Source organism: Nocardioides szechwanensis (assembly GCF_900103935.1).
GTDB lineage: Bacteria > Actinomycetota > Actinomycetes > Propionibacteriales > Nocardioidaceae > Nocardioides > Nocardioides szechwanensis.
Genome location: NZ_FNIC01000003.1, coordinates 266,422 through 286,654 on the forward strand (window position 1 = coordinate 266,422; position 20,233 = coordinate 286,654).

Here is a 20,233-nt window from a genome sequence, read left to right on the forward strand (position 1 = left end):
GAAGACAACAACTCAAGAGCAGCACGTGAGCCGGGTACCCACGCGGCGATCTCCCTTCCTTTAGGGCGCTGTCATCCGCGATATTCGCGGAGCAGCAGTTGGCGATGCACGCTTGGTAGCCAGGTGCCCACGTGTCAGCGGTGGCGTTCAGGTCCCTCGTGGACTCGGGCGCCACCTGCACGCTCTGGGTCGACGGTCAGTCGGCCGACCGCCGCAGCGGGCTCGCCTCGGCGCCGGCGGCGAAGGCCTCCGCCGCGTAGAGCACCCACGCGTGCATGCCGGCCGCACCACCCTCGCCGTACCCCACCAGGTTGGACTCGTACGCCGCCCGCAACGCGAGGTGCCCGGCCTCGGGCACGACGAGCGACTTCTCGTCGACGCCGCGCGCGACGAGCACGAGCCGCTCGGCGGCCCGTGCGACCACGCCGTTGTGCGACGCGAAGGGCGCGGCGGTGATCAGCTCGGCGTGGATCAGCGCGGCCACCAGCAGCGCCGGCGCCTCGGTGGGCTTGGTCAGCAGGGTCGCGATGTCGCGCAGCCGGGCGGCGGACTCGTCGCCGCGCGGGCGGCCGCGCAGGTCGTCGGGCAGCGACGACGCGGCCAGCGCGTGCATCCTGGCCAGCGCCTGCGCCGGCGAGCGGTCCATCAGCGGCGCCAGGGACAGCAGCTCGGTGGAGAGCCGGACTGCGTCCTGGGCCACCTCGTCGCCGCGGCCTTCGCGCACCTCGGCGAGGGTCGAGCCCGAGCCCTCGAGCACGGCGCTCGCGTGCGCGCCGCGCAGCAGTGACTCAGCCGTGGTCTCGGGGGAGGTACGGCGCAGCCCGCGGTCGCGCAGCATCACGTCGATCCCGTCGCGCACGGCGGCGTACGCCGAGGGCACGCCTTCGAGAGACACCAGCCACGCAAGGGGATCAGAAGCCACGGCCGAAGGCTATCCGCGGGTAGCCTCGACCCGATGACCGACCACCTGCCTCCCGCCCGCTCCTTCGGGAGCGTGGCCGACATCTACGACCGAGGTCGACCCGCCTACCCGCGCGAGGCCGCCGCGTGGGCGACCGCCGACGAGCCGCTCACGGTGCTCGAGCTCGGCGCCGGCACCGGCAAGCTCACCGAGCAGCTGGTCGCGCTCGGCCACGACGTCCACGCGACCGAGCCCGACGCCGCGATGCTCGACGTGCTGAAGACCCGGTTGCCCGACGTGCGCACCTCGCTCACCGGCGCCGAGGACATCCCGGCCTCGGACTCGTCGTACGACGTGGTCGTGGTGGCGCAGGCGTTCCACTGGTTCGACCACGAGCGGGCGCTGCCCGAGATCGCGCGCGTGCTCAAGCCCGGCGGCCATCTCGCGGTGATCTGGAACGCCCGCGACGAGCGCATCCCGTGGGTCAAGAAGCTCGGCCGGATCATCGGCTCCGCTCCGCGCGAGCGCGACTCGGCCGGCGTGCTCGCTGCGTCGAAGCACTTCGCCGAGGCGGCGGAGGAGTCGTTCAAGTGCTGGCAGACCGTCGACCAGCACTCCATCCTCGACCTCGTGCGCTCGCGCTCCGACGTGATCGCGCTGCCCGAGGAGGAGCGCGCCGCCAAGCTCGACGCCGTCGCGGCGCTCTACCGCGACTACGGCCGCGGCATGGACGGCATGCAGCTCCCCTACGTCACCCGCTGCTTCCGTGCCCAGGTCGTCCCCCGGCCGGCCGACACCGGGCCGCTCCCCCTCGTGCACTCCGACCGCGACGCCTCCGACCCCGCCTCCGATCCGGTGGGCGGCCCGGTCGCCCCGCCCACCGACGACGACAGCGGCATGCTCCTCATCGACTTCCGCTGACCCTCGCCGAGTCGGCGCTTGTGCACGGCTGTCCGACGCCGAGTCGGCGCTTGTGCATGACGTAAGCGCCGACTCACGCGAGAACGAGCGTGCATTCACGCCGACTCGAGTCGGGAGTGGTGCACCATGAGCGCATGCGGGCCTGGCGGCGTACCCATCTCGGCACGGAGGCCGACCGGGCGACGTTCCGCACGCTGCACCGCGCGTCGCTGGCGGCACCCGCGCTGCGCGAGGGCCTGACCACCGACTCTGCCGCGCGGTCGATCCGGCACCTGCGCTCGCTGCTCGGCACTCCGGCGATGGCGCTGACCGACACCGCGGCGGCGCTGGCGTGGGACGGCCTGGGCCAGCACCACGAGGAGCAGGTGGCCACCCTGGTCGCGGGCACGCTCGAGCGGGGGGCGACCCGGGTCTTCGACCGCTCCGACCTCGGGTGCGACGAGACCGGCTGCCCGGTGCGCACCGCGGTGGTCAGCCCGCTGGTCGTCGAGGAGCGGATCGTCGGCACCCTCCAGGCCTTCGCGCCCTACCCCACCGCCGGGCTGGCCCGCGCCGCCGACGAGGTGGCGCAGTGGGTGTCGGGGCAGCTCGAGCTGGCCGAGCTCGACGCGTCGCGCACGCGAGCCATCGAGGCGGAGGTCCGCGCACTGCGGGCCCAGATCAGCCCGCACTTCATCTACAACTCGCTCGGCGCGATCGCGAGCTTCGTGCGCACCGACCCCGACCGGGCCCGCGACCTGCTGCTGGAGTTCGCCGACTTCACCCGCTACTCCTTCCGCAGCCACGGTGAGTACACGACGCTGGCCGAGGAGCTGCGCTCCGTGGAGCGCTACCTGCTGCTCGAGCAGGCCCGCTTCGGCGAGCGGCTCCAGGTCACGTTGAGCATCGCCCCCGAGGTGCTCCCGGTCGCCGTACCGTTCCTGTGTATCCAGCCCCTCGTCGAGAACGCCGTCCGCCACGGGCTCGCCAACGTCGAGGGGGCCGGCCACGTGCGGATCGTGGCGCTGGACCGTGGGCAGGAGTGCGTCATCGAGGTGGAGGACGACGGTGTGGGCGAAGACCCGGAGAAGGTCCGGCGCGCGCTCGCGGGCGACGCCGCCCTCGACTCGGTCGGTCTGGGCAACGTCGACAGCCGGCTGCGCAACAGCTTCGGCGACGACTACGGTCTGGTCGTCGAGACCGCGCCCGGCGCCGGCACCAAGGTGATCGTGCGGGTGCCGAAGTTCGCGCCGGGGGTGCAGGCATGACCGGCCTGCTCAAGGTGCTGGTCATCGACGACGAGCGGCCAGCCCTCGACGAGCTGGCCTACCTGCTCTCCCGCGACGAGCGCATCGGCGACGTGCTCACCTCCGACTCCGCCGCCGAGGGCCTGCGCACGCTGCACGAGATCGACGTCGACGTGGTGTTCCTCGACATCCAGATGCCCGGGCTCACCGGCCTCGACCTGGCCCAGGTGCTGTCGCGCTTCAAGACGCCGCCGCCGATCGTCTTCGTCACCGCGCACGAGGCGCACGCCGTCGACGCGTTCGAGCTGCGGGCCGTCGACTACGTGCTCAAGCCGGTGCGCGCCGACCGTCTCGCCGAGGCCGTACGCCGCGTGGTCGAGGGCAGCGAGCGGGCCCCTGGCCCTGCCCACCAGGCCCAGATCCCGGTCGAGCGCGGCGGTGTCACCCGCTTCATCGACCGGGCCGACGTCACCCACGTCGAGGCGCACGGCGACTACGCCCGGCTGCACACCGCCGACGGGTCCCACCTGATCCGGGTGCCGCTCTCGACGCTCGAGGAGGAGTGGCGCTCGGCCGGGTTCGTGCGGATCCACCGGTCGCTGCTGGTGTCGCTCGCGCACGTGCGCGAGGTCCGCATGGACGCCGGTCGGTGCTCGGTGGTCGTGGCCGGCCCGGACGAGGGCATCCAGCTCGGGGTGAGCCGCCGCCACACCCGCGAGCTGCGCGACCTGCTGATCCGGCGCGCCGAGCCGTGAGGTCCGGATGACCGAGGGACCGCGGCCGGAGCGGGTCCGGGTGACCGGTCCGCCGCGGCGGCACCTGCCCCGTACCCGGACCGGGGACATCGACGACCAGACCCGGCTGGGCAGCGTCTACCTCGGCTCGCTGATGCGCGAGCAGCTGCGGCTGGCGCTGCGCACGGTCGGCGTGCTGATGCTGACGGTCGGCTCGCTGCCGCTCGCGTTCCACGTCGCGCCGCGACTGTCCGACGTACACCTGGTCGGGGTGCCGCTCGCGTGGGTGCTGCTCGGTGGCCTGGTCTACCCGCTGCTGGTGCTGCTCGGCTGGCGCTACGTGCGCCGGGCGGAGCGCAACGAGCGCGACTTCGCGGACCTGATGAGCGAGGTCGACCGGTGAGGACCCCGTGAGCACCGTGAGCGAAGCGAGAGAGCGCATCGGCCACGCGCCCGAACGCCGACCGCTACCGTGCGCTCGAACTGCGAGCGAACAATGAGCACCGAGACCGCCACCGGCCTGGTCGCGGTGGTGGTCGTGACCATCGCGACGCTGGTGATCGGCACGTGGGGGCTGAGGTTCTCGCGGACGACGAGCGACTTCTTCGTGGCGTCGCGGTCGGTGCGGCCGGCGCTCAACGCGTCGGCCATCGGCGGGGAGTACCTCTCCGCCGCGTCGTTCCTCGGCGTGGCCGGGCTGGTGCTGACGTTCGGCGCCGACATGCTCTGGTACCCGATCGGCTGGACCGCCGGCTACCTCCTCCTGCTGGCGCTGGTCGCCGCACCCCTGCGCCGCTCCGGCGCCTATACGCTGCCCGACTTCGCCGAGGCGCGGCTGGGCTCGCGCGGCGTCCGCGCTACCTGCTCGATGATGGTGGTGGCGATCGGCTGGCTCTACCTGCTGCCGCAGTTCCACGGCGCGGGCATCACCCTGCGCGCCGCGATCGGGGCGCCGATCTGGCTCGGGCCGGTGATCGTCGGCGCGGTCGTGCTGGCCAACGTGTCCTCGGGCGGGATGCGCAGCATCACGTTCGTGCAGGCCTTCCAGTACTGGCTCAAGCTCACCGCCCTGCTCCTGCCCGCCGCGGTGCTGCTCATCGTGTGGGCCGGCGACGGCGCGCCGGGCAGCCGGATGCCCGCCGACCCCGGCTGGTCGGTCCCGCTCGCCTCCGGCGGCAGCGAGGGCCTCTACCTCACCTACTCGCTGATCGTCGCGACGTTCCTCGGCACCATGGGCCTGCCGCACGTGGTCGTCCGCTTCTACACCAACCCCGACGGCCGCGCCGCGCGGCGCACGACGCTCTTCGTGCTGGTGCTGCTCGGCGTGTTCTACCTGCTGCCTCCGGTGTACGGCGCCCTCGGACGCGTGTACGCCGAGGAGCTGGCCGCCGCCGGGCGGTCCGACGTACTCGTGCTCGAGCTGCCGCGGCTGATGGTGCCCGGTCTCGGCGGGGAGCTGCTCGCGGGGCTGGTCGTGGCCGGGGCGTTCGCGGCGTTCCTGTCCACGTCGTCCGGGCTCGTGATCGCGGTGTCCGGCGTGCTCAGCCAGGACGTGACCGGCAAGCTGCTGCGGGCACGCAACGTCACGGGCGTCGCGGTCTTCCGGACGAGCGCCGCCGTCGCGGTGGCGGTGCCGCTCGCGGTGGCGCTCGCGCTGCCCAACGTCGGCGTGGCCCGGGCGGTCGGGCTGGCGTTCGCCGTCGCGGCCTCGACGTTCTGCCCCTTGCTGCTGCTGGGGATCTGGTGGCGCGGGCTCACCGACGTCGGCGCCGTCTCCGGGCTGGTCGCGGGCGGGCTCGGCTCCGGCGCCGGCGTGGTGTGGACGCTCGCCGACGGGTCGGCGTCCGGCTGGCCCGGCATCCTGCTGGTGCAGCCGGCGGCCTGGAGCGTCCCGCTCGCCTTCGCGGTCATGGTCGGCGTCTCGCGGCTGACCGCGTCGCGGGTGCCGCCGCACACGCGGCGGTTCATGGTGCGCCTGCACACCCCCGAGGCGCTCGAGCTCGACCGCGGCTGAGGTGAGCGGCCGGCGTTCGCGGGTCGTGTGCCCCACAGTGCGCTGCGGCGCACCCTCGGGCACACGACCCGAAGAGGCGCTACGTTTTCGGCTCGGGGGAAGGACACACATGAGACGACAGCTGCAGTTCGCCGCCGTCGCAGCCACATGCCTGGCGGCCGGCGCGTGCGGCTCCGACGAGGAGCCGGTCGCCGCGGCCGACGACGCGCCGAGCCACAACCTCACCGCCCACCCGGCGCTGCCCGACGCCCCGCACTGGACCTACGACGAGGCACCCGAGTGGGGAGACCTCGACGAGCAGTACGCCGCGTGCGGGACCGGGGAGCGCCAGTCACCCGTCGACCTGGCCGGCGCCGCCGACGAGGACCTCGCCGACCCCGTGCTCGACTACCAGCCCTTCGAGCTGACCGTGACCGACACCGACCACTCCATCCAGGTCGGCTACGAGACCGGCAGCACGCTGACGCTGGACGACGCGGCGTACGAGCTGGTGCAGCTGCACTTCCACGCCCCCAGCGAGCACACCATCGACGGGAAGCCTGCGGCCGCGGAGATCCACTTCGTCCACGGCGACCACGACGGACCGTTCGTGGTGCTCGGCGTGCTCGTCGAGGAGGGGCCGCCCGAGGCGGCGATGAACGACGTGCTCGACCACCTGCCCGTCGGCACGGGCGACGCCGACGCCGGCACGTTCTTCGACGCGGCCGAGCTGCTGCCCGACTCCCTCACCGCCTACCGCTACGAGGGCTCGCTCACCACGCCACCGTGCACCGAGGACGTCACCTGGCTGGTCCTCGACGAGCCCGTCACCTGGTCGGCCGAGCAGCTCGCGCGACTCACGGCGCGCTACGACGCCAACTCCCGCCCGCTCCAGGACCTCCACGACCGCGACCTGCTGCTCGACCAGGACTAGTCAGCACGACGGATGCCCTGGCTCCGTGGACACGTAGACGAAGGTGACGACCTCGCCGTACCTCAGCACGGCCCCGGGGGCTAGGGACTGTCCCGCGATCGTGCTCTCTTCCCGGTCGGCGTCGCGGCAGAAGTGTGCGGGGGTATCTACGGTCGTGATGTCGCTGATGTCCGGTAGGCCCTGGCTCCCGTCGCCGTACTTATCGGTGTAGTCGGGCATCAGCCGGTGGCTGTCGAGGACCGTCCACCGGATCGTCGTGCGCGCCTCCTTGCCCTGCGCGTCCCGTGCGGTGATCACGACCTTCCGGGTCTCGGACGCGAGGTCGTCGTCTTTGACGGTGCCGTTGGCGAACGTGTGGGCGACGGCGCCGATCACACTCAGCGACGCAGCGTCGAACCGCAGACCGGGAGGCAGCCCGGTCACGGTCTGCACGGTCACCTCGTCGCCGTTGGGGTCGGAGACCAGCACGGGCACCGAGACCGGCGTTTCCTCGTCGATCGTCTGCTCCTTCAGGTCCACGGTCGGGGGCAGGTTCTGCTGGGAGGCGTCGGGCTCGTCCGTCTCCGACGGGGTGGCAGAGGGGCTGAATGACGGGCTCTCCGACGATCCGTCGGACGCACGACCCGGATCGTCCGGGTCTGCCTCCGTCGACCACGGCGACCACGCGACCAGCCCGACACCCAGCAGCACGGCGAGCGCAGCAGAGGCGACCAGCAACGGTCGTCGCGAGCCAGTGGCGGCCGCAGACCCGGGCACCGGGGGTGGTACAGCGGCAGCGGTCACCGGCGCCGCGTCCGGCGACTCTGCAGTCGGGGCGTGCCGCGCCACCTCCGCCTCCTCCACCAGGCCGAGCGCGTAGCCCAACGCCGCCACCGTCCAGCGGGCTCCCCGCGGCTGGGTGGACCCGCGCTCGCGCCCCAGGTACTCGCCGGCACTCTCAACCGCCGGGCCGGCCGCAGCGCCGTACCGCAGGTTCCGGACCAGCATCTCCAACGCGCCGAGTCGAACCGCGTCGACCAGCTGGTTGAGCTCACCGGGCGTAGCGGAGTCCTCCGGGACGAAGTCGTCCAGGGCCGCGCGGAACCGATCCGCATCGTCGAGGACGCCCGGGCCGAGCCGAGCGACCATGGCGCGAAGATCCTCGTGCAGGCCCATGTATTCCCCCTCAAAGGCGTCGACCACCATCGGGGCCAGCATGGCAGCGAACACCCTTGTAGGGGTAGGGACTCGTGCGAGTCGAGGTCGCGGTTGGGTCAGGCGGAGACACGTGCCGCGGCCAGCGCCTGCCCCCGCTGCACGACCAGGTCGACCACGAGCGGGTGCGGCCCGATCACGTCAGCGACCAGCGCGGCGCCGGCGGCCAGCGACTCGTCGCGGGCGCGGTCGGCGAAGAACCCCGGCGCGAGCAGGTACGGCGACACCAGGTCGCCCGGGCGGACCACCTCGGCGGGCCGGCGGCCCAGGGCCGACAGGGTCGCGATCTCCACCGAGCCCGGCGTGCCCCACGCGAGGCCGAGCAGCTCGGCGGCGCGGGTGAGGTCGCGGGTGGCCAGCGGGTCCGACGAGCCGGCGGCGAGGAGCACCAGCCGACCCTCGCCGCGACGGGCCCCGGCCGCAACGAGTTGAGCGACCTGGGCCTCGGCCAGCATCTGGTGCGCCCCGAGCGGGCGCCCCAGCACGAGCGGGCCCGCGGCGGCGCGCGCCATCCGGGGCAGGTCCTGGCGCAGGTGGAACCCGGTCGACAGCAGGAGCGGTACGACGATCGTGGGCACGGCGGACGCCGCTACGACGCTCTCGAACAGCGGCTCGCACAGCTCGACGTACGAGCAGACGGCCTCGACGCCGAGCACGTCCCCGGCAGCCGAGGTGATCTCGCGCGCGACCTCGTTGCCCGACGCCTTGCGGGTGCCGTGCGCGACGGTCACCAGTCTCACTGCGAGACCGCCAACCGGTAGCCGCGCTTGACCACGGTCTGGATCATCCGGGTGCCGATCGCGGCGCGCAGCCGGGCCACGGCCATCTCGACGGCGTGCTCGGAGCCGGCGATCCCCGACGGCAGGTAGGACAACAGCTCGCGGCGCGAGACGACGTGACCAGGGTTGACCAGCAGCGCCTGGAGCACCGCGAACGGGGCCGGCGAGAGCTTGACCTCGACGCCGTCGAGCAGCACCTCGTCGCCGTGGAGCAGCAGGGTGTGGCCGGCCACCTCGAAGGAGTGCCCGGTGGCCCGCGAGGGCAGCTCGGTCTCGAGCTGCTTGACCATCGCGACCAGCCGGGACCGGTCGGGGTAGATCGACGGCACCCCCCACATCTCGAACGCCGCCGCGGTCACCGGGCCGACGCACGACGCGATGACGTCGGCCTGGAAGGCGCCGACGACCTCCTCACGACGTCCCGTGGAGCCGGCCGCCTCCATCAGGGCGGCGACGGCGGGCGCGGACGTGAAGGTGACCGCGTGCAGGGCGCGGTCGGCGATCTCGTCGATCAGGTGGAACATCGGCTCGGGGTCGTCGGCGCTCGCCACCCGGTAGACGGTCACGGTGGTCACGTCGGCCCCGCGGCGGCGCAACGCGTGGGCGACCATCGACAGCGACTGACCGTGCTCCTGTACGACGATCCGCTGGCCGGCCAGGTCCCGGCCGCGCAGGTGCTCGAGCACGTCTTCGAACTCCTCGGACTCCGGTGCCCACAGCTCGCGCAGGCCGCGTCTGCGCAGCGCGCCCACGCTCTTGGGGCCGCGGGCCAGGATCTCCGCCGAGCCGAGGGCCGCGAGGAGCTGGTCGAGCATCCCCCACTGCTCGGCCGCGTTGAACCACGCCTTCATGCCGATGCCGGTGGTGGCCAGGAAGAGGTCGATCGGCCGGCTCAGTACCTCGTCGGTGGCCGCGCGCAGCGAGGCGTCGTCGACCTGGTTGGGCTCCAGGGACAGCGCCGGCGCCCAGACCACGGTGGCACCACGCCGCTCGAAGAGCTGGACCTGCTCCTCGACCTTGCGCGCAGCGGTGACCCCGATCCGGTAGCCGGTCAGGGACAGAGGCGTCGGCCCGGTCGAGGCGTCCGTATCTACGAGCTCGATGTCCTACCTCCCACCAGCACCATGCCGTCGTCGCCCACCCGGACGTCGTACGTCGGGACCTGCACCGCCGCGTCGTCGAGGCACTGCCCGGTGCGCAGGTCGAAGGCCTGCTTGTGCATCGGCGAGGCCACGAACGGGACCTGGGTCCCGTCGACGTCCCGCGTCCCGACGATGCCACGAGCCAGCACCGAGGCCCGTGAACAAGGATCGTAGTTGGACAACGCGAACACGTGGTCGTCGTAGGTCCGGAAGACGGCCACGGCCTCGCCCACGACGAGCGCCGCGACGCCTCCCTCGACCTCGATGTCGGTGAGCCGGCACACCACAGTGGTCACCCGGCTGTCCGGCTCCGCCGAGGCGGTCACTGCGGAGCTCCCACGGGGATGCTCGCTCCGAGCGAGACCGGACCTGCCGAGTCGCCGGGCACCGCCTGGTCGCGCTCCTCACGGAACGTGATGTGCGGGTCGGGGGTGTCGGGAGCGTTGACGAAGGAGACGAAGCGGGCGAGCTTGTCGGGGTCCTCCAGCGTGGCCGCCCACTCGTCGAAGTAGCCCTCGACGTGGCTCGCCATCGCCGCCTCGAGCTCGCTGCCCAGGCCCAGCACGTCGTCGACCACGACCTCGCGGACCCGCTCCAACCCGCCCTCGAGGCTGTCCACCCAGGGTGCGGTGCGCTGGAGGCGGTCGGCGGTGCGGATGTAGTACATAAGGAACCGGTCGAGGTAGCGGACCAGGGTCTCGGTGTCGAGGTCCCCCGCGAGCAGCCGGGCGTGCACCGGCGCGGCACCGCCGTTGCCGGCGACGAAGAGGTTCCAGCCCTTCTCGGTCGCGATCACGCCGAAGTCCTTCGACCGCGCCTCGGCACACTCGCGGGCGCAGCCACTGACGCCACCCTTGAGCTTGTGCGGCGAGCGGAGCCCGCGGTAGCGCAGCTCGAGCGCGATCGCGAGGCCCACCGAGTCCTGCACGCCGTACCGGCACCACGTCGAGCCCACGCACGACTTCACGGTGCGCAGCGACTTGCCGTACGCGTGGCCGGACTCGAAGCCGGCGTCGACCAGGCGCTGCCAGATCTGCGGCAGCTGCTCCATCCGGGAGCCGAACAGGTCGATCCGCTGGCCACCGGTGATCTTGGTGTAGAGGTCGAAGTCGCGGGCCACCTCACCGATCACGATCAGCTTCTCGGGCGTGATCTCACCGCCGGGGATCCGGGGTACGACGGAGTAGGTGCCGTTGCGCTGGATGTTGGCGAGGTAGGCGTCGTTGGTGTCCTGCAGGGTCCGGGCCGCCGCGTCGAGCACGTGCCCGTTGAGCTGGCTGGCCAGGATCGAGGCGACTGTCGGCTTGCAGATATCGCAGCCGCGTCCCCGGCCGTGGCCCTCGACGACGTCGTCGAAGCGCGTGTAGCCGTGCACCGCGATGACGTCGAAGAGCTCCTGGCGGGTCAGCGGGAAGTGCTCGCAGAGGCTGCGGTCCACGACCTTGCCGACCGACGCGAAGTGGTCCTCGACGATCTTCTTCACGCCTGCCTTGCAGGATCCGCAGGTGCTTCCGGCGCCGGAGCACTTGGTCACACAGGTGGCGTCGGTGCAGGGCGTTTCCTCCCGCGACACGTGCTCGAGGATCGTGGCCTTGGTGACGTTGTTGCAGGAGCAGACGACCGCCTCGTCGGGCAGCCCGATCTCCGGCACGCCGCGGCTCGCGGGGAGGATCAGGTCCTCGGGGTTGGCCGGCAGCTCGATGCCGCTGGCCACCATCGGCCGGAGCACGCCGTACGCCGACGCGTCGCCGACGAGGACGCCGCCGATGAGTACGGTGCCGTCCCCGGCTTCATTTTCTAGGACGACCAGCTTCTTGTAGTGGCCCGCCACCGCGTCGGCGAACACCAGCTCCAGCGCGCCCACCGTGGTCGCGTGGGCGTCGCCGAAGGAGGCGACGTCGACGCCGAGCAGCTTGAGCTTGGTGGACATGTCGGCGCCGGTGAACTCACCGGGGCCACCGAGCAGCGCGTCGACGACGACCTCCGCCATGGCGTAGCCGGGCGCGACCAGGCCGTACATCCGGCCGCCCGGGGCCGCGCACTCACCGATCGCCCAGACGTGGGGGTCGGAGGTCCGGCAGCGCTCGTCGACGAGCACGCCACCGCGCTCCGCGAGGTCCAGACCGGCCTCGCGGGCCAGGGTGTCGCGCGGCCGGATGCCGGCCGAGAAGACCACGACCTCGGCCGGGATCGGCTCCTCGTCCTTCAGCGCCAGGGCGCCGACGCGGCCGTCCTTCTCGACGACCTCGCTGGTCATGGCGCCGGTGTGGACCTTCAGGCCGAGCTTCTCGATGTGGCGGGCCAGCGTGGCGCCGCCCGCGGCGTCGACCTGGACCGCCATCAGACGCGGCGCCATCTCGACCACGTGGGTCTCGAGACCCAGCTGGGCAAGGGCGTTCGCCGCCTCGAGGCCCAGCAGGCCCCCGCCGATCACGACACCGACCCGGGCGCCGGCCGCGGCCTCGCGGATCGCCTCGAGGTCGTCGATGGTGCGGTAGACGAAGCAGCCCGGCAGGTCGTGGCCGGGCACCGGCGGCACGAACGGCGAGGCACCGGTGGCCAGCACCAGCTCGTCGTAAGAGATCACCTCGCCACCCGCGAGCAGCACGGTCCGCGTCTCAGGGTCGAAGCCCTCGACGGCGGTGTCGAGCACCAGCCGCACCCGGGGGTCGTCGTACTGGCCGCCGGGCAGCAGCGACAGCTCGTCGGCGCCCACCTCGAAGAACGAGGTGAGGGCGACCCGGTCGTACGCCGCCCGCGACTCCTCGCCGACCACGATCACGTCGTAGGTCTCGGTCAGCCCGCGCTCGATCGCCGCCTGCACGAAGCGGTGGCCGACCATGCCGTGGCCGGCGACGACGAGCGTCTTCCTGGTCTTGGGGGACATCTGGTTCTCCTTCAGGACGTGCCGGACAGGGCGGGTCGGGTGTCGAGCAGCTGGCGTACGGCGGACGCGCAGCCGCCGCAGCCGGTGGTGGCGCGGGTGGTCTCGCGGACCTCCTCGAGGGAGGCGCAGGCGCGGATGCGGCCGGCGCTGACGCCGGCGCAGGCGCAGATCTCGGCGTCCTCGGGGAGCCGGGTGGGCGGCGCCTGGCGGTCGCCCATGAGCAGGGCGCCCGGCTCCGTGCCGGAGAGGCGGATGCCGCGGTCGTAGTACTGCGTGATCAGGCCGATCCGCGACAGGTCGCCGACGAGCGTCGCGGCGACGATGATGCCGTCGCGGACGACGAGCTTGCGGTGCGAGCCGACGACGGGGTTGGTCACCTCGACCACCTCGCCGCCCTCGCGCGCCGCACGCTCGGGGTCGCCGAGGACCGCGACGTCCAGGCCGGTGGCGCGCAGCCGGGCGACGCTGCGGCTGCCCTGGTAGCTGACGTCCTCCCCCAGCAGGCGGCGGGCCAGCAGCGTCGCCTGCTCCCACGCAGGCGGGACGAAGCCCGTCGTGCGGCCGCCGTGCTCGGCGCAGTCGCCGATGGCGTGGATGTCGGGGTCGGTCACCGAGGCGAGGTGGTCATCGACGACGATGCCGCGGTTGACCTCGAGGCCGGCGCCGCGGGCGAGGGCGGTCGACGGGCGGCCGCCGGCGGTCAGCACCACCAGGTCGGTGTCGAGGGTGAAGCCGTTGTCGAGGCGGAGGCCGACGGAGCCGTCCTCGTTGTCCGTGAGGCGTACGGCGCGGGCGCCGGTGTAGACCGTCGTGCCGAGCCGGCGCAGGCCGCGGGCGAGCACCTGGCCGGCGGGGTTGCCGACCTGGCTGCGCAGCAGGTGCTCGCCGCCCTCCACGATCTCGGTCTCGAGGCCGCGCACGCTCAGCGCCCGCGCGACCTGGAGGCCGAGCAGTCCGCCGCCGACGATGACCGCGCGCCGCGAGTGCTGCACGGCGTCCATCAGGCGGGTGCAGTCGTCGAGCGAACGGAAGGCGTGCACCCGCTCGTGGAGCCGGCCGTCGAGGCGGACCAGGCCGCGGATCGGCGGCAGGCTGGGGATGCTCCCGGTGGCGAGCACCAGGCGGTCGTAGGGCAGCACCGTGCCGTCGACGATCATCACGTCGCGGTGCGTCCGGTCGACCCCCAGCACCCGCGCGCCGAGGCGCAGGTCCACGCCGTGCTCGGCGTACCACTCGGGCGAGCGGAGCGTGAGGGCGTCGCGGCGGTGCGTGCCCTCGAGCAGGGCGGACAGCAGGATCCGGTTGTAGGGGGCGTGCGACTCGTCACCCAGCACGTGGAGCGACTTCGTCGCTCCACCGGCCCCGCGCGCGACCAGCTCCTCGACCAGCCGGGTGGCGGCCATGCCGTTGCCGACGACGACGATCCGCTGCGGGGCGCTCATGTCCGCACCGCCGCGGCGCAGACCTTGAACTCCGGCATCCGGCTGGACGGGTCGAGCGCGTCGTTGGTGAGCCGGTTGGCGCCGACCCAGTGGAAGGGCACGAAGACGGTGTCGGGGCGGATCGTGGTGACGACCCGGGCCGGCGCCTTCAGCTCGCCGCGTCGGGTCGTGACGACGACCAGGTCGCCGTCGTGCGCGCCGACCCGGTCGGCCAGCATCGGGTGCAGCTCGACGAACGCACCCTCGTCGGGCAGCTCCTTGATCCGCCGGGTCTGGGCGCCGGACTGGTACTGCGCCAGCACCCTCCCGGTGGTCAGGTGCACGGGGTAGTCGTCGCACGGCACCTCGGCGGCCCCGCGGTGCTCGACGGGAAGGCAGCGGGCGCGGCCGTCGGGCGTGGCGAAGGTGTCGCCGAACATCCGCGGCGTACCGGCGTGCTCCGGGGTCGGACAGGGCCAGAAGACGCCGTGCTCACGACGGATCCGGTCGTAGTCGATGCCGGCGTAGTCGGCCTTGCCGCCGGCTGACGCGCGGCCGAGCTCGGCGAAGATCTCCTCCGGCTCGGTCGAGAACGGCACCGGCGAGCCGAGCCGCGACGCCAGGCCGGCCATCACCTCGAGGTCGCTGCGGACGCCCTCGGGCGGGGCGACGGCGCGCTCGCGCAGGATCACGCGGCCCTCGAGGTTGGTCATGGTGCCGGTCTCCTCGGCCCACTGGGTCACGGGTAGTACGACGTCAGCCATGGCCGCGGTCTCCGACATCACCATGTCGGCGACGACGAGCAGGTCGAGCGACTCCAGCCGGTCGGTGACATGGGTGGCGTTGGGCGCCGAGACCACGATGTTGCTGCCAAACACCAGCAGCGCCCGCGGGCCGTCCTCGACACCGAGCGACTCGAGCAGCTCGTAGGCCGAGCGGCCCTTGCCGGGCAGCGTCTCCGGCGCGACGCCCCACACCCGCGCGACGTGCTCGCGGGCGGCGGGGTCGTCGATCATCCGGTAGCCGGGCAGCTGGTCGGCCTTCTGGCCGTGCTCGCGCCCGCCCTGGCCGTTGCCCTGGCCGGTGAGGCAGCCGTACCCGCTGAACGCCTTGCCCGGCATCCCCAGCGCGAGCGCCACGTTGATCCAGGCGAGCACGGTGTCGGTGCCCTGGCTGTGCTGCTCGGCGCCGCGGGCGGTCAGCACCATCACCTTGTCCGCACCGGCGAGCAGCCGGGCGGTGGCGTGCAGGTCGGTGACCGGGACACCGGTCACACGCTCGACCCGCTCGGGCCACCAGGCGGCGACCGAGCGGCGTACGTCGTCGAAGCCGGTGGTGCGCGCCCCGACGTACTCCTCGTCGACGGCGCCCATCGCCACCAGCAGGTGGAGCAGCCCGAGCGCCAGCGCCAGGTCGGTGCCGGGCACCGGCTGGAGGAACGTGTCGGCGCGCTCGCCGGTCGAGGTGAGCCGCGGGTCGATGACGACGACGTGGCCGCCGCGCTCGCGCAGCCGGTCGAGGTGACGCGCCGCCGGAGGCATGGTCTCGGCGAGGTTCGACCCCACCAGCACCAGTACGTCGGTCTGCTCGACGTCGGCGAGCGGGAACGGCAGCCCCCGGTCGATCCCGAACGCCTGGTTGCCGGCCGAGGCGGCCGACGACATGCACCAGCGCCCGTTGTAGTCGATCTGCGAGGTGCCCAGCGCGACCCGGGCGAGCTTGCCCAGCTGGTAGGCCTTCTCGTTCGTGAGCCCACCGCCACCGAAGACCGCCACCGAGTCGGGGCCGCGCTCGGCCCGCAGCGCGGCCAGCCTGCCGGCGACCAGGTCGAGCGCCTCGTCCCAGCCCGCCGAGCGCAGCTCACCGGTGGCACGGTCGCGCACCAGCGGCGTGGTGAGCCGCTCCCGGCTCCCCCGCAGCCCCGTGGCGGTCCAGCCCTTGCGGCACAGCGCTCCCTCGTTGACGGGGAACTCCGGCCACGCCTGCACCTCCACCTGGTTGCCAGTGCGACGACTCGGACTCAAAGGCGCCAGAGTCATCCCGCACTGGAGGCTGCAGTAGGGGCAGTGGGTCTTGGTCATGCGGCCCTAGATGCCGACCCCGGCAAGGCTCGTGGCCTTCACCGTGGCGGGCTTGCGCAGGTAGACGAACCAGGTGACGGCCGCGCACACGACGTAGAACGCGGTGAAGACGACGAAGGCGCCCTTGGTGGCCGACATCGGGTCGTCGACCCACGGCGCGCTGAACGCGATCGGGATCAGGAAGCCGCCGATGGCACCGACCGCGCCGATGACGCCGATCGCGGCCGAGGCCTGCTTGTTGGCGGCCAGGAGCGCAGTGGCGCGCTCCGCGGTGCCGGGCGTCGTATCCCGCTCGGCCTCGTGGCGCCAGATCGCCGGGATCATCTTGTAGGTCGAGCCGTTGCCGATGCCGGTCGCGGCGAAGACGCACAGGAAGAAGGCGAGGAAGAACGGGAACCACGACTGGTTGTCGGTGGCGATCGTCGGGTCCTTGGTGGGGTTGGGCGTGAGCTGCATCAGCGTCCAGAGCACCGCCAGGGTGAAGAAGACCATCGCGCCGAAGGCAGCAAGCGTGACCTTGGCGCCGCCGTACTTGTCGGCCAGCCAGCCGCCGACGGGACGCGTCACCGACCCGACGAGGGCGCCGAGGAACGCGAAGTAGGCGAAGTAGATGCCGGTGCCGAGCGGCGCCGGCTCCGGCACCCAGAAGTTGAGCTTGATCAGCAGCGGCATGGCGGCGGAGTAGCCGATGAACGAGCCGAAGGTGCCGATGTAGAGGAACGCCATGATCCAGGTCTGGGGCTTCTTGACGACCTGGAGCTGCTCGCGCGGCTTGGAGATCGCGGTGCCGAGGTTGTCCATGAAGAAGTACGCCGCCAGCGTGGCAACGACCGCGAGACCGGCGTAGACCCAGGCGGCGCGCTCCAGGTTGATGCCGCCCTCCCCCGCCTTGACCAGGCCGAAGATGCCCGCACCACCGACGATGACCGGCAGGAAGAACTGGATCAGCGAGACGCCGAGGTTGCCGCCGGCCGCGTTGAGGCCGAGGGCGGTGCCCTTCTTGGCCGCGGGGTAGAAGAAGTTGATGTTGGCCATCGAGCTGGCGAAGTTGCCGCCACCGAGGCCGGCGGTCGCGGCGATCAGGCAGAACACCCAGAACGGCGTCTGCGGGTTCTGCACGGCGTACGCGAACCCGAGCGTCGGGACCAGCAGCAGGGCCGCGCTCACCATCGTCCAGTTGCGGCCGCCGAACTTCGGCACCGCGAGCGTGTAGGGCAGCCGCAGCAGCGAGCCGACCAGGTTGGGCAGGGCGACGAGCAGGAACAGCTGCTGCGGCGAGTACGAGAAGCCCACCGACAGCAGGAACGCCGAGGAGACGCTCCAGATCAGCCAGACCGAGAAGCCGAGGTGCTCGGCGAAGATCGACCAGATCAGGTTGCGGCGCGCGACCTGCTGCCCGGTCTCGGCCCAGAACTCGGGCTCCTCGGGCCTCCAGTCGTCGATCCAACGGCCGGTACGGCGGGCGTGGACCGCCGTGCTCTCGGGTGTCTGCTCAGCCTGTGAGGTGCTGGTCATGGTCATGATCGCGCTCCTGTGGGGGTTCGGATGCCCCCACTAAAGGCAGCGCAGGTTTCACCGGCGGACCGCCCGGCGCAACCTGAAGGTCAACTTGTCCTCACGGCCTAACAGTCCGTGCAGCGACTTCGTCGCTCCATGGGGAGTAGTGGCAGGACTGCGTCCTGCCATTGGGAGTACTCGCTTCGCTCGTACTCCCGCAAGGCTGCGCTCGCACTCCTGGCGAGGGGCCCGTCAACGACGACCGTTGGTCGTACGGGACCGACCGCTCGGCGCAGACGCGCTCCCGCTGACCGCAGCGACCTCGCGCACCCCTCTCGCCGTGAGCCCGGTCACTCCTACGGTGACGGCGATCACACCCCTCACGGAAGGAGTCTCCGGTGCCACCAGAGGTCACGCCCACACATCACGCCCATGACCACGCCGAGCGTCACGACCCGGTCTACGACCGGCTGGCGGCGACGCCAGAGTTCGCCGAGCTGCGCAAGCTGTACCGGGGGTTCGTCTTCCCGGCGACCATCGCGTTCCTGACCTGGTATCTCCTCTACGTCCTGATGTCGAACTGGGCGACCTCGTTCATGAACACCCAGGTCGTCGGCAACATCAACGTCGCCCTGATCTTCGGGCTGCTGCAGTTCGTGACGACGTTCGGACTGGCCTGGCTCTACAGCCGGTTCTCCACCGCCAAGCTCGACCCGCTGGCGCGCCGCCTCAACGAGGAGTACGACGCCACCGTGATCGACGAGCACGGAAAGAGGCACTGACCCATGGACCAAGACCAGCTGATCACCACCGGCCTCTTCCTGTCGATCGTCGCCCTGACCGTCGGCATCACGTTCTGGGCCAGCCGCCAGACCTCCGGCAGTGACGACTTCTACGCCGGAGGCCGCAGCTTCTCCGGCTTCCAGAACGGCCTGGCCATCGGCGGCGACTACATGTCGGCCGCCTCGTTCCTCGGCATCTCGGGTGCCATCGCGCTCTACGGCTACGACGGCTTCCTCTACTCGATCGGCTTCCTCGTCGCCTGGCTGGTGGCGCTGCTGCTGGTCGCGGAGATGCTGCGCAACTCCGGCCGCTACACGATGGCCGACCAGCTCGCGTACCGGATGAAGCAGAAGCCGGTGCGGATGGCCGCGGCGACCTCGACGGTCGCGGTGTCGATCTTCTACCTGCTCGCCCAGATGGTCGGCGCCGGCTCGCTCGTCGCGCTCCTGCTCGACGTGGAGAGCCAGGCCATCAAGAACCTCACCATCTTCGGCGTCGGACTGCTGATGATCTTCTACGTCGCCGTCGGCGGCATGAAGGGCACCACCTGGGTCCAGATCGTCAAGGCCGTGCTGCTCATGGCCGGCTCGGCGCTGATCGTCGTACTGGTGCTCGTGAAGTTCAACTTCAACCTCTCCGAGCTCCTCGGCGCCGCCAGCTCCAACACCGGCAAGGGCCAGGCGTTCCTCGAGCCGGGTCTGCGCTACGGCGTCGACCTCACGAGCAAGATGGACTTCGTGTCGCTCGGGCTCGCGCTGGTCCTCGGTACGGCGGGCCTGCCGCACATCCTGATCCGCTTCTACACCGTCCCCACGTCTCGCGACGCGCGGAAGTCGGTGCTGTGGGCGATCGGCCTGATCGGCGTCTTCTACCTGTTCACGCTGGTCCTCGGCTTCGGTGCCGCGGCCCTGCTGAAGGGTGACGAGGCAGAGCAGGTGGCCATCAGCAAGGGCAACCTGGCCTCCCCACTGCTGGCGGAGTCCGTCGGCGGCGGGGCCGGCTCCACCGGAGGCGCGATCCTGCTCGCACTGATCGCGGCGGTCGCCTTCGCCACCATCCTCGCGGTGGTGGCCGGACTGACCCTCACGTCGTCGGCGTCCGTGGCGCACGACATCTACAACAACGTGATCAAGAAGGGCACCGCCACCGAGGCCCAGGAGATCCGGGTCACCCGGATCGCGGCGATCACCATCGGCACCATCGCGACGTTGCTGGCCATCCCGGCCCAGAACCTCAACATCGCGTTCCTGGTGGCGTTGGCGTTCGCGGTCGCGGCCTCGGCGAACCTGCCGGCGATCGTCTACAACATGTTCTGGCGGCGCTTCAACACCCGCGGCGCCACCTGGAGCATCTACGGCGGCCTGATCTCGTCCCTCGGCCTGGTGTTCTTCTCGCCGGTCATGTCCGGCAAGGGCCTGGACCCGGTCACGGGCAAGAACCTGTCTCTGCTGCCGACCAGCATCGACATCTCGTGGTTCCCGCTGGAGAACCCCGGCCTGGTCTCGATCCCGCTCGGCTTCCTGTTCGGCTTCCTCGGCACCATCAGCCGTCGCGAGCCGGAGTCGGAGGAGAAGTTCACCGAGCTCGAGGTCCGCGCCCTCACGGGTGCCGGGTCCGAGAAGGCGATCGTGCACTGATCGTGGACTGACGGAGTAGTTCCATTGCCGTGGTCGGGTGCTCTCTCCATCGGGGAGAGACACCCGGCCACGGGCGTCCTAGGGTGGCGAGAGCCACCCAAGC

At 71.8% G+C, this 20,233-nt stretch carries 17 protein-coding genes; 8 read left to right on the forward strand and 9 right to left on the reverse strand.

The window, feature by feature from the left end; genetic code table 11:
* Nucleotides 1-196: 196 nt before the first annotated feature.
* On the reverse strand, nt 197-922 hold the full coding sequence (locus BLR90_RS09900; protein ID WP_091025027.1) for a Fic family protein: 726 nt from the start codon (nt 920-922) through the stop codon (nt 197-199).
* A 33-nt stretch (nt 923-955) separates the two neighbouring features.
* Between BLR90_RS09900 and BLR90_RS09905 the strand changes: the two genes are divergently transcribed.
* The 6 genes from BLR90_RS09905 to BLR90_RS09930 all read left to right on the forward strand — a co-directional run bounded on the left by BLR90_RS09905 (nt 956) and on the right by BLR90_RS09930 (nt 6,709).
* Nucleotides 956-1,822, forward strand: coding sequence for a class I SAM-dependent methyltransferase (locus BLR90_RS09905; RefSeq protein ID WP_091025028.1), 867 nt, complete (start codon nt 956-958; stop codon nt 1,820-1,822).
* 134 nt (nt 1,823-1,956) lie between these two features.
* On the forward strand, nt 1,957-3,069 hold the full coding sequence (locus BLR90_RS09910; RefSeq protein WP_091025029.1) for a sensor histidine kinase: 1,113 nt from the start codon (nt 1,957-1,959) through the stop codon (nt 3,067-3,069).
* Nucleotides 3,066-3,803 (forward strand): LytR/AlgR family response regulator transcription factor, encoded by a 738-nt coding sequence (locus BLR90_RS09915; protein ID WP_218029341.1) that lies wholly within the window; start codon nt 3,066-3,068, stop codon nt 3,801-3,803. Before BLR90_RS09910 ends, BLR90_RS09915 begins: the two co-directional genes overlap by 4 nt.
* Nucleotides 3,804-3,810: 7 nt before the next feature.
* Entirely contained in the window at nt 3,811-4,185 is a 375-nt protein-coding gene (locus BLR90_RS09920; protein ID WP_091025030.1) for a 6TM ABC transporter family protein, read from the forward strand.
* A 93-nt stretch (nt 4,186-4,278) separates the two neighbouring features.
* A complete protein-coding gene (locus BLR90_RS09925) occupies nt 4,279-5,796 on the forward strand; it encodes a sodium/solute symporter (RefSeq protein ID WP_091025031.1) in 1,518 nt (505 codons plus the stop codon).
* A gap of 109 nt (nt 5,797-5,905) precedes the next feature.
* Nucleotides 5,906-6,709, forward strand: coding sequence for a carbonic anhydrase (locus BLR90_RS09930; protein ID WP_091025032.1), 804 nt, complete (start codon nt 5,906-5,908; stop codon nt 6,707-6,709).
* Here BLR90_RS09930 and BLR90_RS09935 read toward each other — a convergent pair whose 3' ends face one another.
* The 8 genes from BLR90_RS09935 to BLR90_RS09970 are packed head-to-tail and all read right to left on the reverse strand — an operon-like array spanning nt 6,710 to nt 17,734.
* Nucleotides 6,710-7,906: a putative Ig domain-containing protein gene (locus tag BLR90_RS09935; RefSeq protein WP_143016175.1), complete on the reverse strand. Its 1,197-nt coding sequence runs from the start codon at nt 7,904-7,906 to the stop codon at nt 6,710-6,712.
* A gap of 56 nt (nt 7,907-7,962) precedes the next feature.
* Nucleotides 7,963-8,634: a sirohydrochlorin chelatase gene (locus BLR90_RS09940; protein ID WP_170254241.1), complete on the reverse strand. Its 672-nt coding sequence runs from the start codon at nt 8,632-8,634 to the stop codon at nt 7,963-7,965.
* 5 nt (nt 8,635-8,639) lie between these two features.
* Entirely contained in the window at nt 8,640-9,785 is a 1,146-nt protein-coding gene (locus tag BLR90_RS09945) for a uroporphyrinogen-III synthase (RefSeq protein WP_218029357.1), read from the reverse strand.
* Nucleotides 9,773-10,150 carry a nitrite reductase small subunit NirD gene (nirD, locus tag BLR90_RS09950; RefSeq protein ID WP_091025036.1) on the reverse strand — a complete coding sequence of 126 codons (378 nt, stop codon included), beginning with the start codon at nt 10,148-10,150 and terminating at the stop codon, nt 9,773-9,775. The genes BLR90_RS09945 and nirD overlap by 13 nt, the downstream gene beginning before the upstream one ends.
* On the reverse strand, nt 10,147-12,711 hold the full coding sequence (gene nirB / locus BLR90_RS09955) for a nitrite reductase large subunit NirB (RefSeq protein ID WP_091025037.1): 2,565 nt from the start codon (nt 12,709-12,711) through the stop codon (nt 10,147-10,149). The genes nirD and nirB overlap by 4 nt, the downstream gene beginning before the upstream one ends.
* A gap of 11 nt (nt 12,712-12,722) precedes the next feature.
* Nucleotides 12,723-14,153, reverse strand: coding sequence for an FAD-dependent oxidoreductase (locus tag BLR90_RS09960; protein WP_091025038.1), 1,431 nt, complete (start codon nt 14,151-14,153; stop codon nt 12,723-12,725).
* Complete coding sequence (locus BLR90_RS09965) at nt 14,150-16,213, reverse strand: molybdopterin oxidoreductase family protein (protein WP_091025039.1); 2,064 nt, start codon at nt 16,211-16,213, stop codon at nt 14,150-14,152. The genes BLR90_RS09960 and BLR90_RS09965 overlap by 4 nt, the downstream gene beginning before the upstream one ends.
* A 6-nt stretch (nt 16,214-16,219) precedes the next feature.
* Nucleotides 16,220-17,734 carry an MFS transporter gene (locus BLR90_RS09970; protein WP_091025040.1) on the reverse strand — a complete coding sequence of 505 codons (1,515 nt, stop codon included), beginning with the start codon at nt 17,732-17,734 and terminating at the stop codon, nt 16,220-16,222.
* A gap of 374 nt (nt 17,735-18,108) precedes the next feature.
* Between BLR90_RS09970 and BLR90_RS09975 the strand changes: the two genes are divergently transcribed.
* Together BLR90_RS09975 and BLR90_RS09980 are read left to right on the forward strand one after the other, a co-directional pair.
* Complete coding sequence (locus BLR90_RS09975; RefSeq protein WP_091025041.1) at nt 18,109-18,492, forward strand: DUF485 domain-containing protein; 384 nt, start codon at nt 18,109-18,111, stop codon at nt 18,490-18,492.
* 3 nt (nt 18,493-18,495) lie between these two features.
* Entirely contained in the window at nt 18,496-20,130 is a 1,635-nt protein-coding gene (locus BLR90_RS09980) for a solute symporter family protein (protein WP_091025042.1), read from the forward strand.
* Nucleotides 20,131-20,233: the final 103 nt, after the last annotated feature.

Excerpts from the sequence above, each read along its gene's own strand:
- BLR90_RS09930 (WP_091025032.1), top strand. The coding sequence starts at position 5,906 with ATGAGACGACAGCTGCAGTTCGCCGCCGTCGCAGCCACATGCCTGGCG.
- BLR90_RS09980 (WP_091025042.1), top strand. The coding sequence starts at position 18,496 with ATGGACCAAGACCAGCTGATCACCACCGGCCTCTTCCTGTCGATCGTC.
- BLR90_RS09960 (WP_091025038.1), bottom strand. The coding sequence starts at position 14,153 with ATGAGCGCCCCGCAGCGGATCGTCGTCGTCGGCAACGGCATGGCCGCC.
- BLR90_RS09970 (WP_091025040.1), bottom strand. The coding sequence starts at position 17,734 with ATGACCATGACCAGCACCTCACAGGCTGAGCAGACACCCGAGAGCACG.
- nirB (WP_091025037.1), bottom strand. The coding sequence starts at position 12,711 with ATGTCCCCCAAGACCAGGAAGACGCTCGTCGTCGCCGGCCACGGCATG.
- BLR90_RS09965 (WP_091025039.1), bottom strand. The coding sequence starts at position 16,213 with ATGACCAAGACCCACTGCCCCTACTGCAGCCTCCAGTGCGGGATGACT.
- BLR90_RS09915 (WP_218029341.1), top strand. The coding sequence starts at position 3,066 with ATGACCGGCCTGCTCAAGGTGCTGGTCATCGACGACGAGCGGCCAGCC.
- BLR90_RS09920 (WP_091025030.1), top strand. The coding sequence starts at position 3,811 with ATGACCGAGGGACCGCGGCCGGAGCGGGTCCGGGTGACCGGTCCGCCG.
- BLR90_RS09910 (WP_091025029.1), top strand. The coding sequence starts at position 1,957 with ATGCGGGCCTGGCGGCGTACCCATCTCGGCACGGAGGCCGACCGGGCG.
- BLR90_RS09925 (WP_091025031.1), top strand. The coding sequence starts at position 4,279 with ATGAGCACCGAGACCGCCACCGGCCTGGTCGCGGTGGTGGTCGTGACC.
- BLR90_RS09935 (WP_143016175.1), bottom strand. The coding sequence starts at position 7,906 with ATGCTGGCCCCGATGGTGGTCGACGCCTTTGAGGGGGAATACATGGGC.
- BLR90_RS09905 (WP_091025028.1), top strand. The coding sequence starts at position 956 with ATGACCGACCACCTGCCTCCCGCCCGCTCCTTCGGGAGCGTGGCCGAC.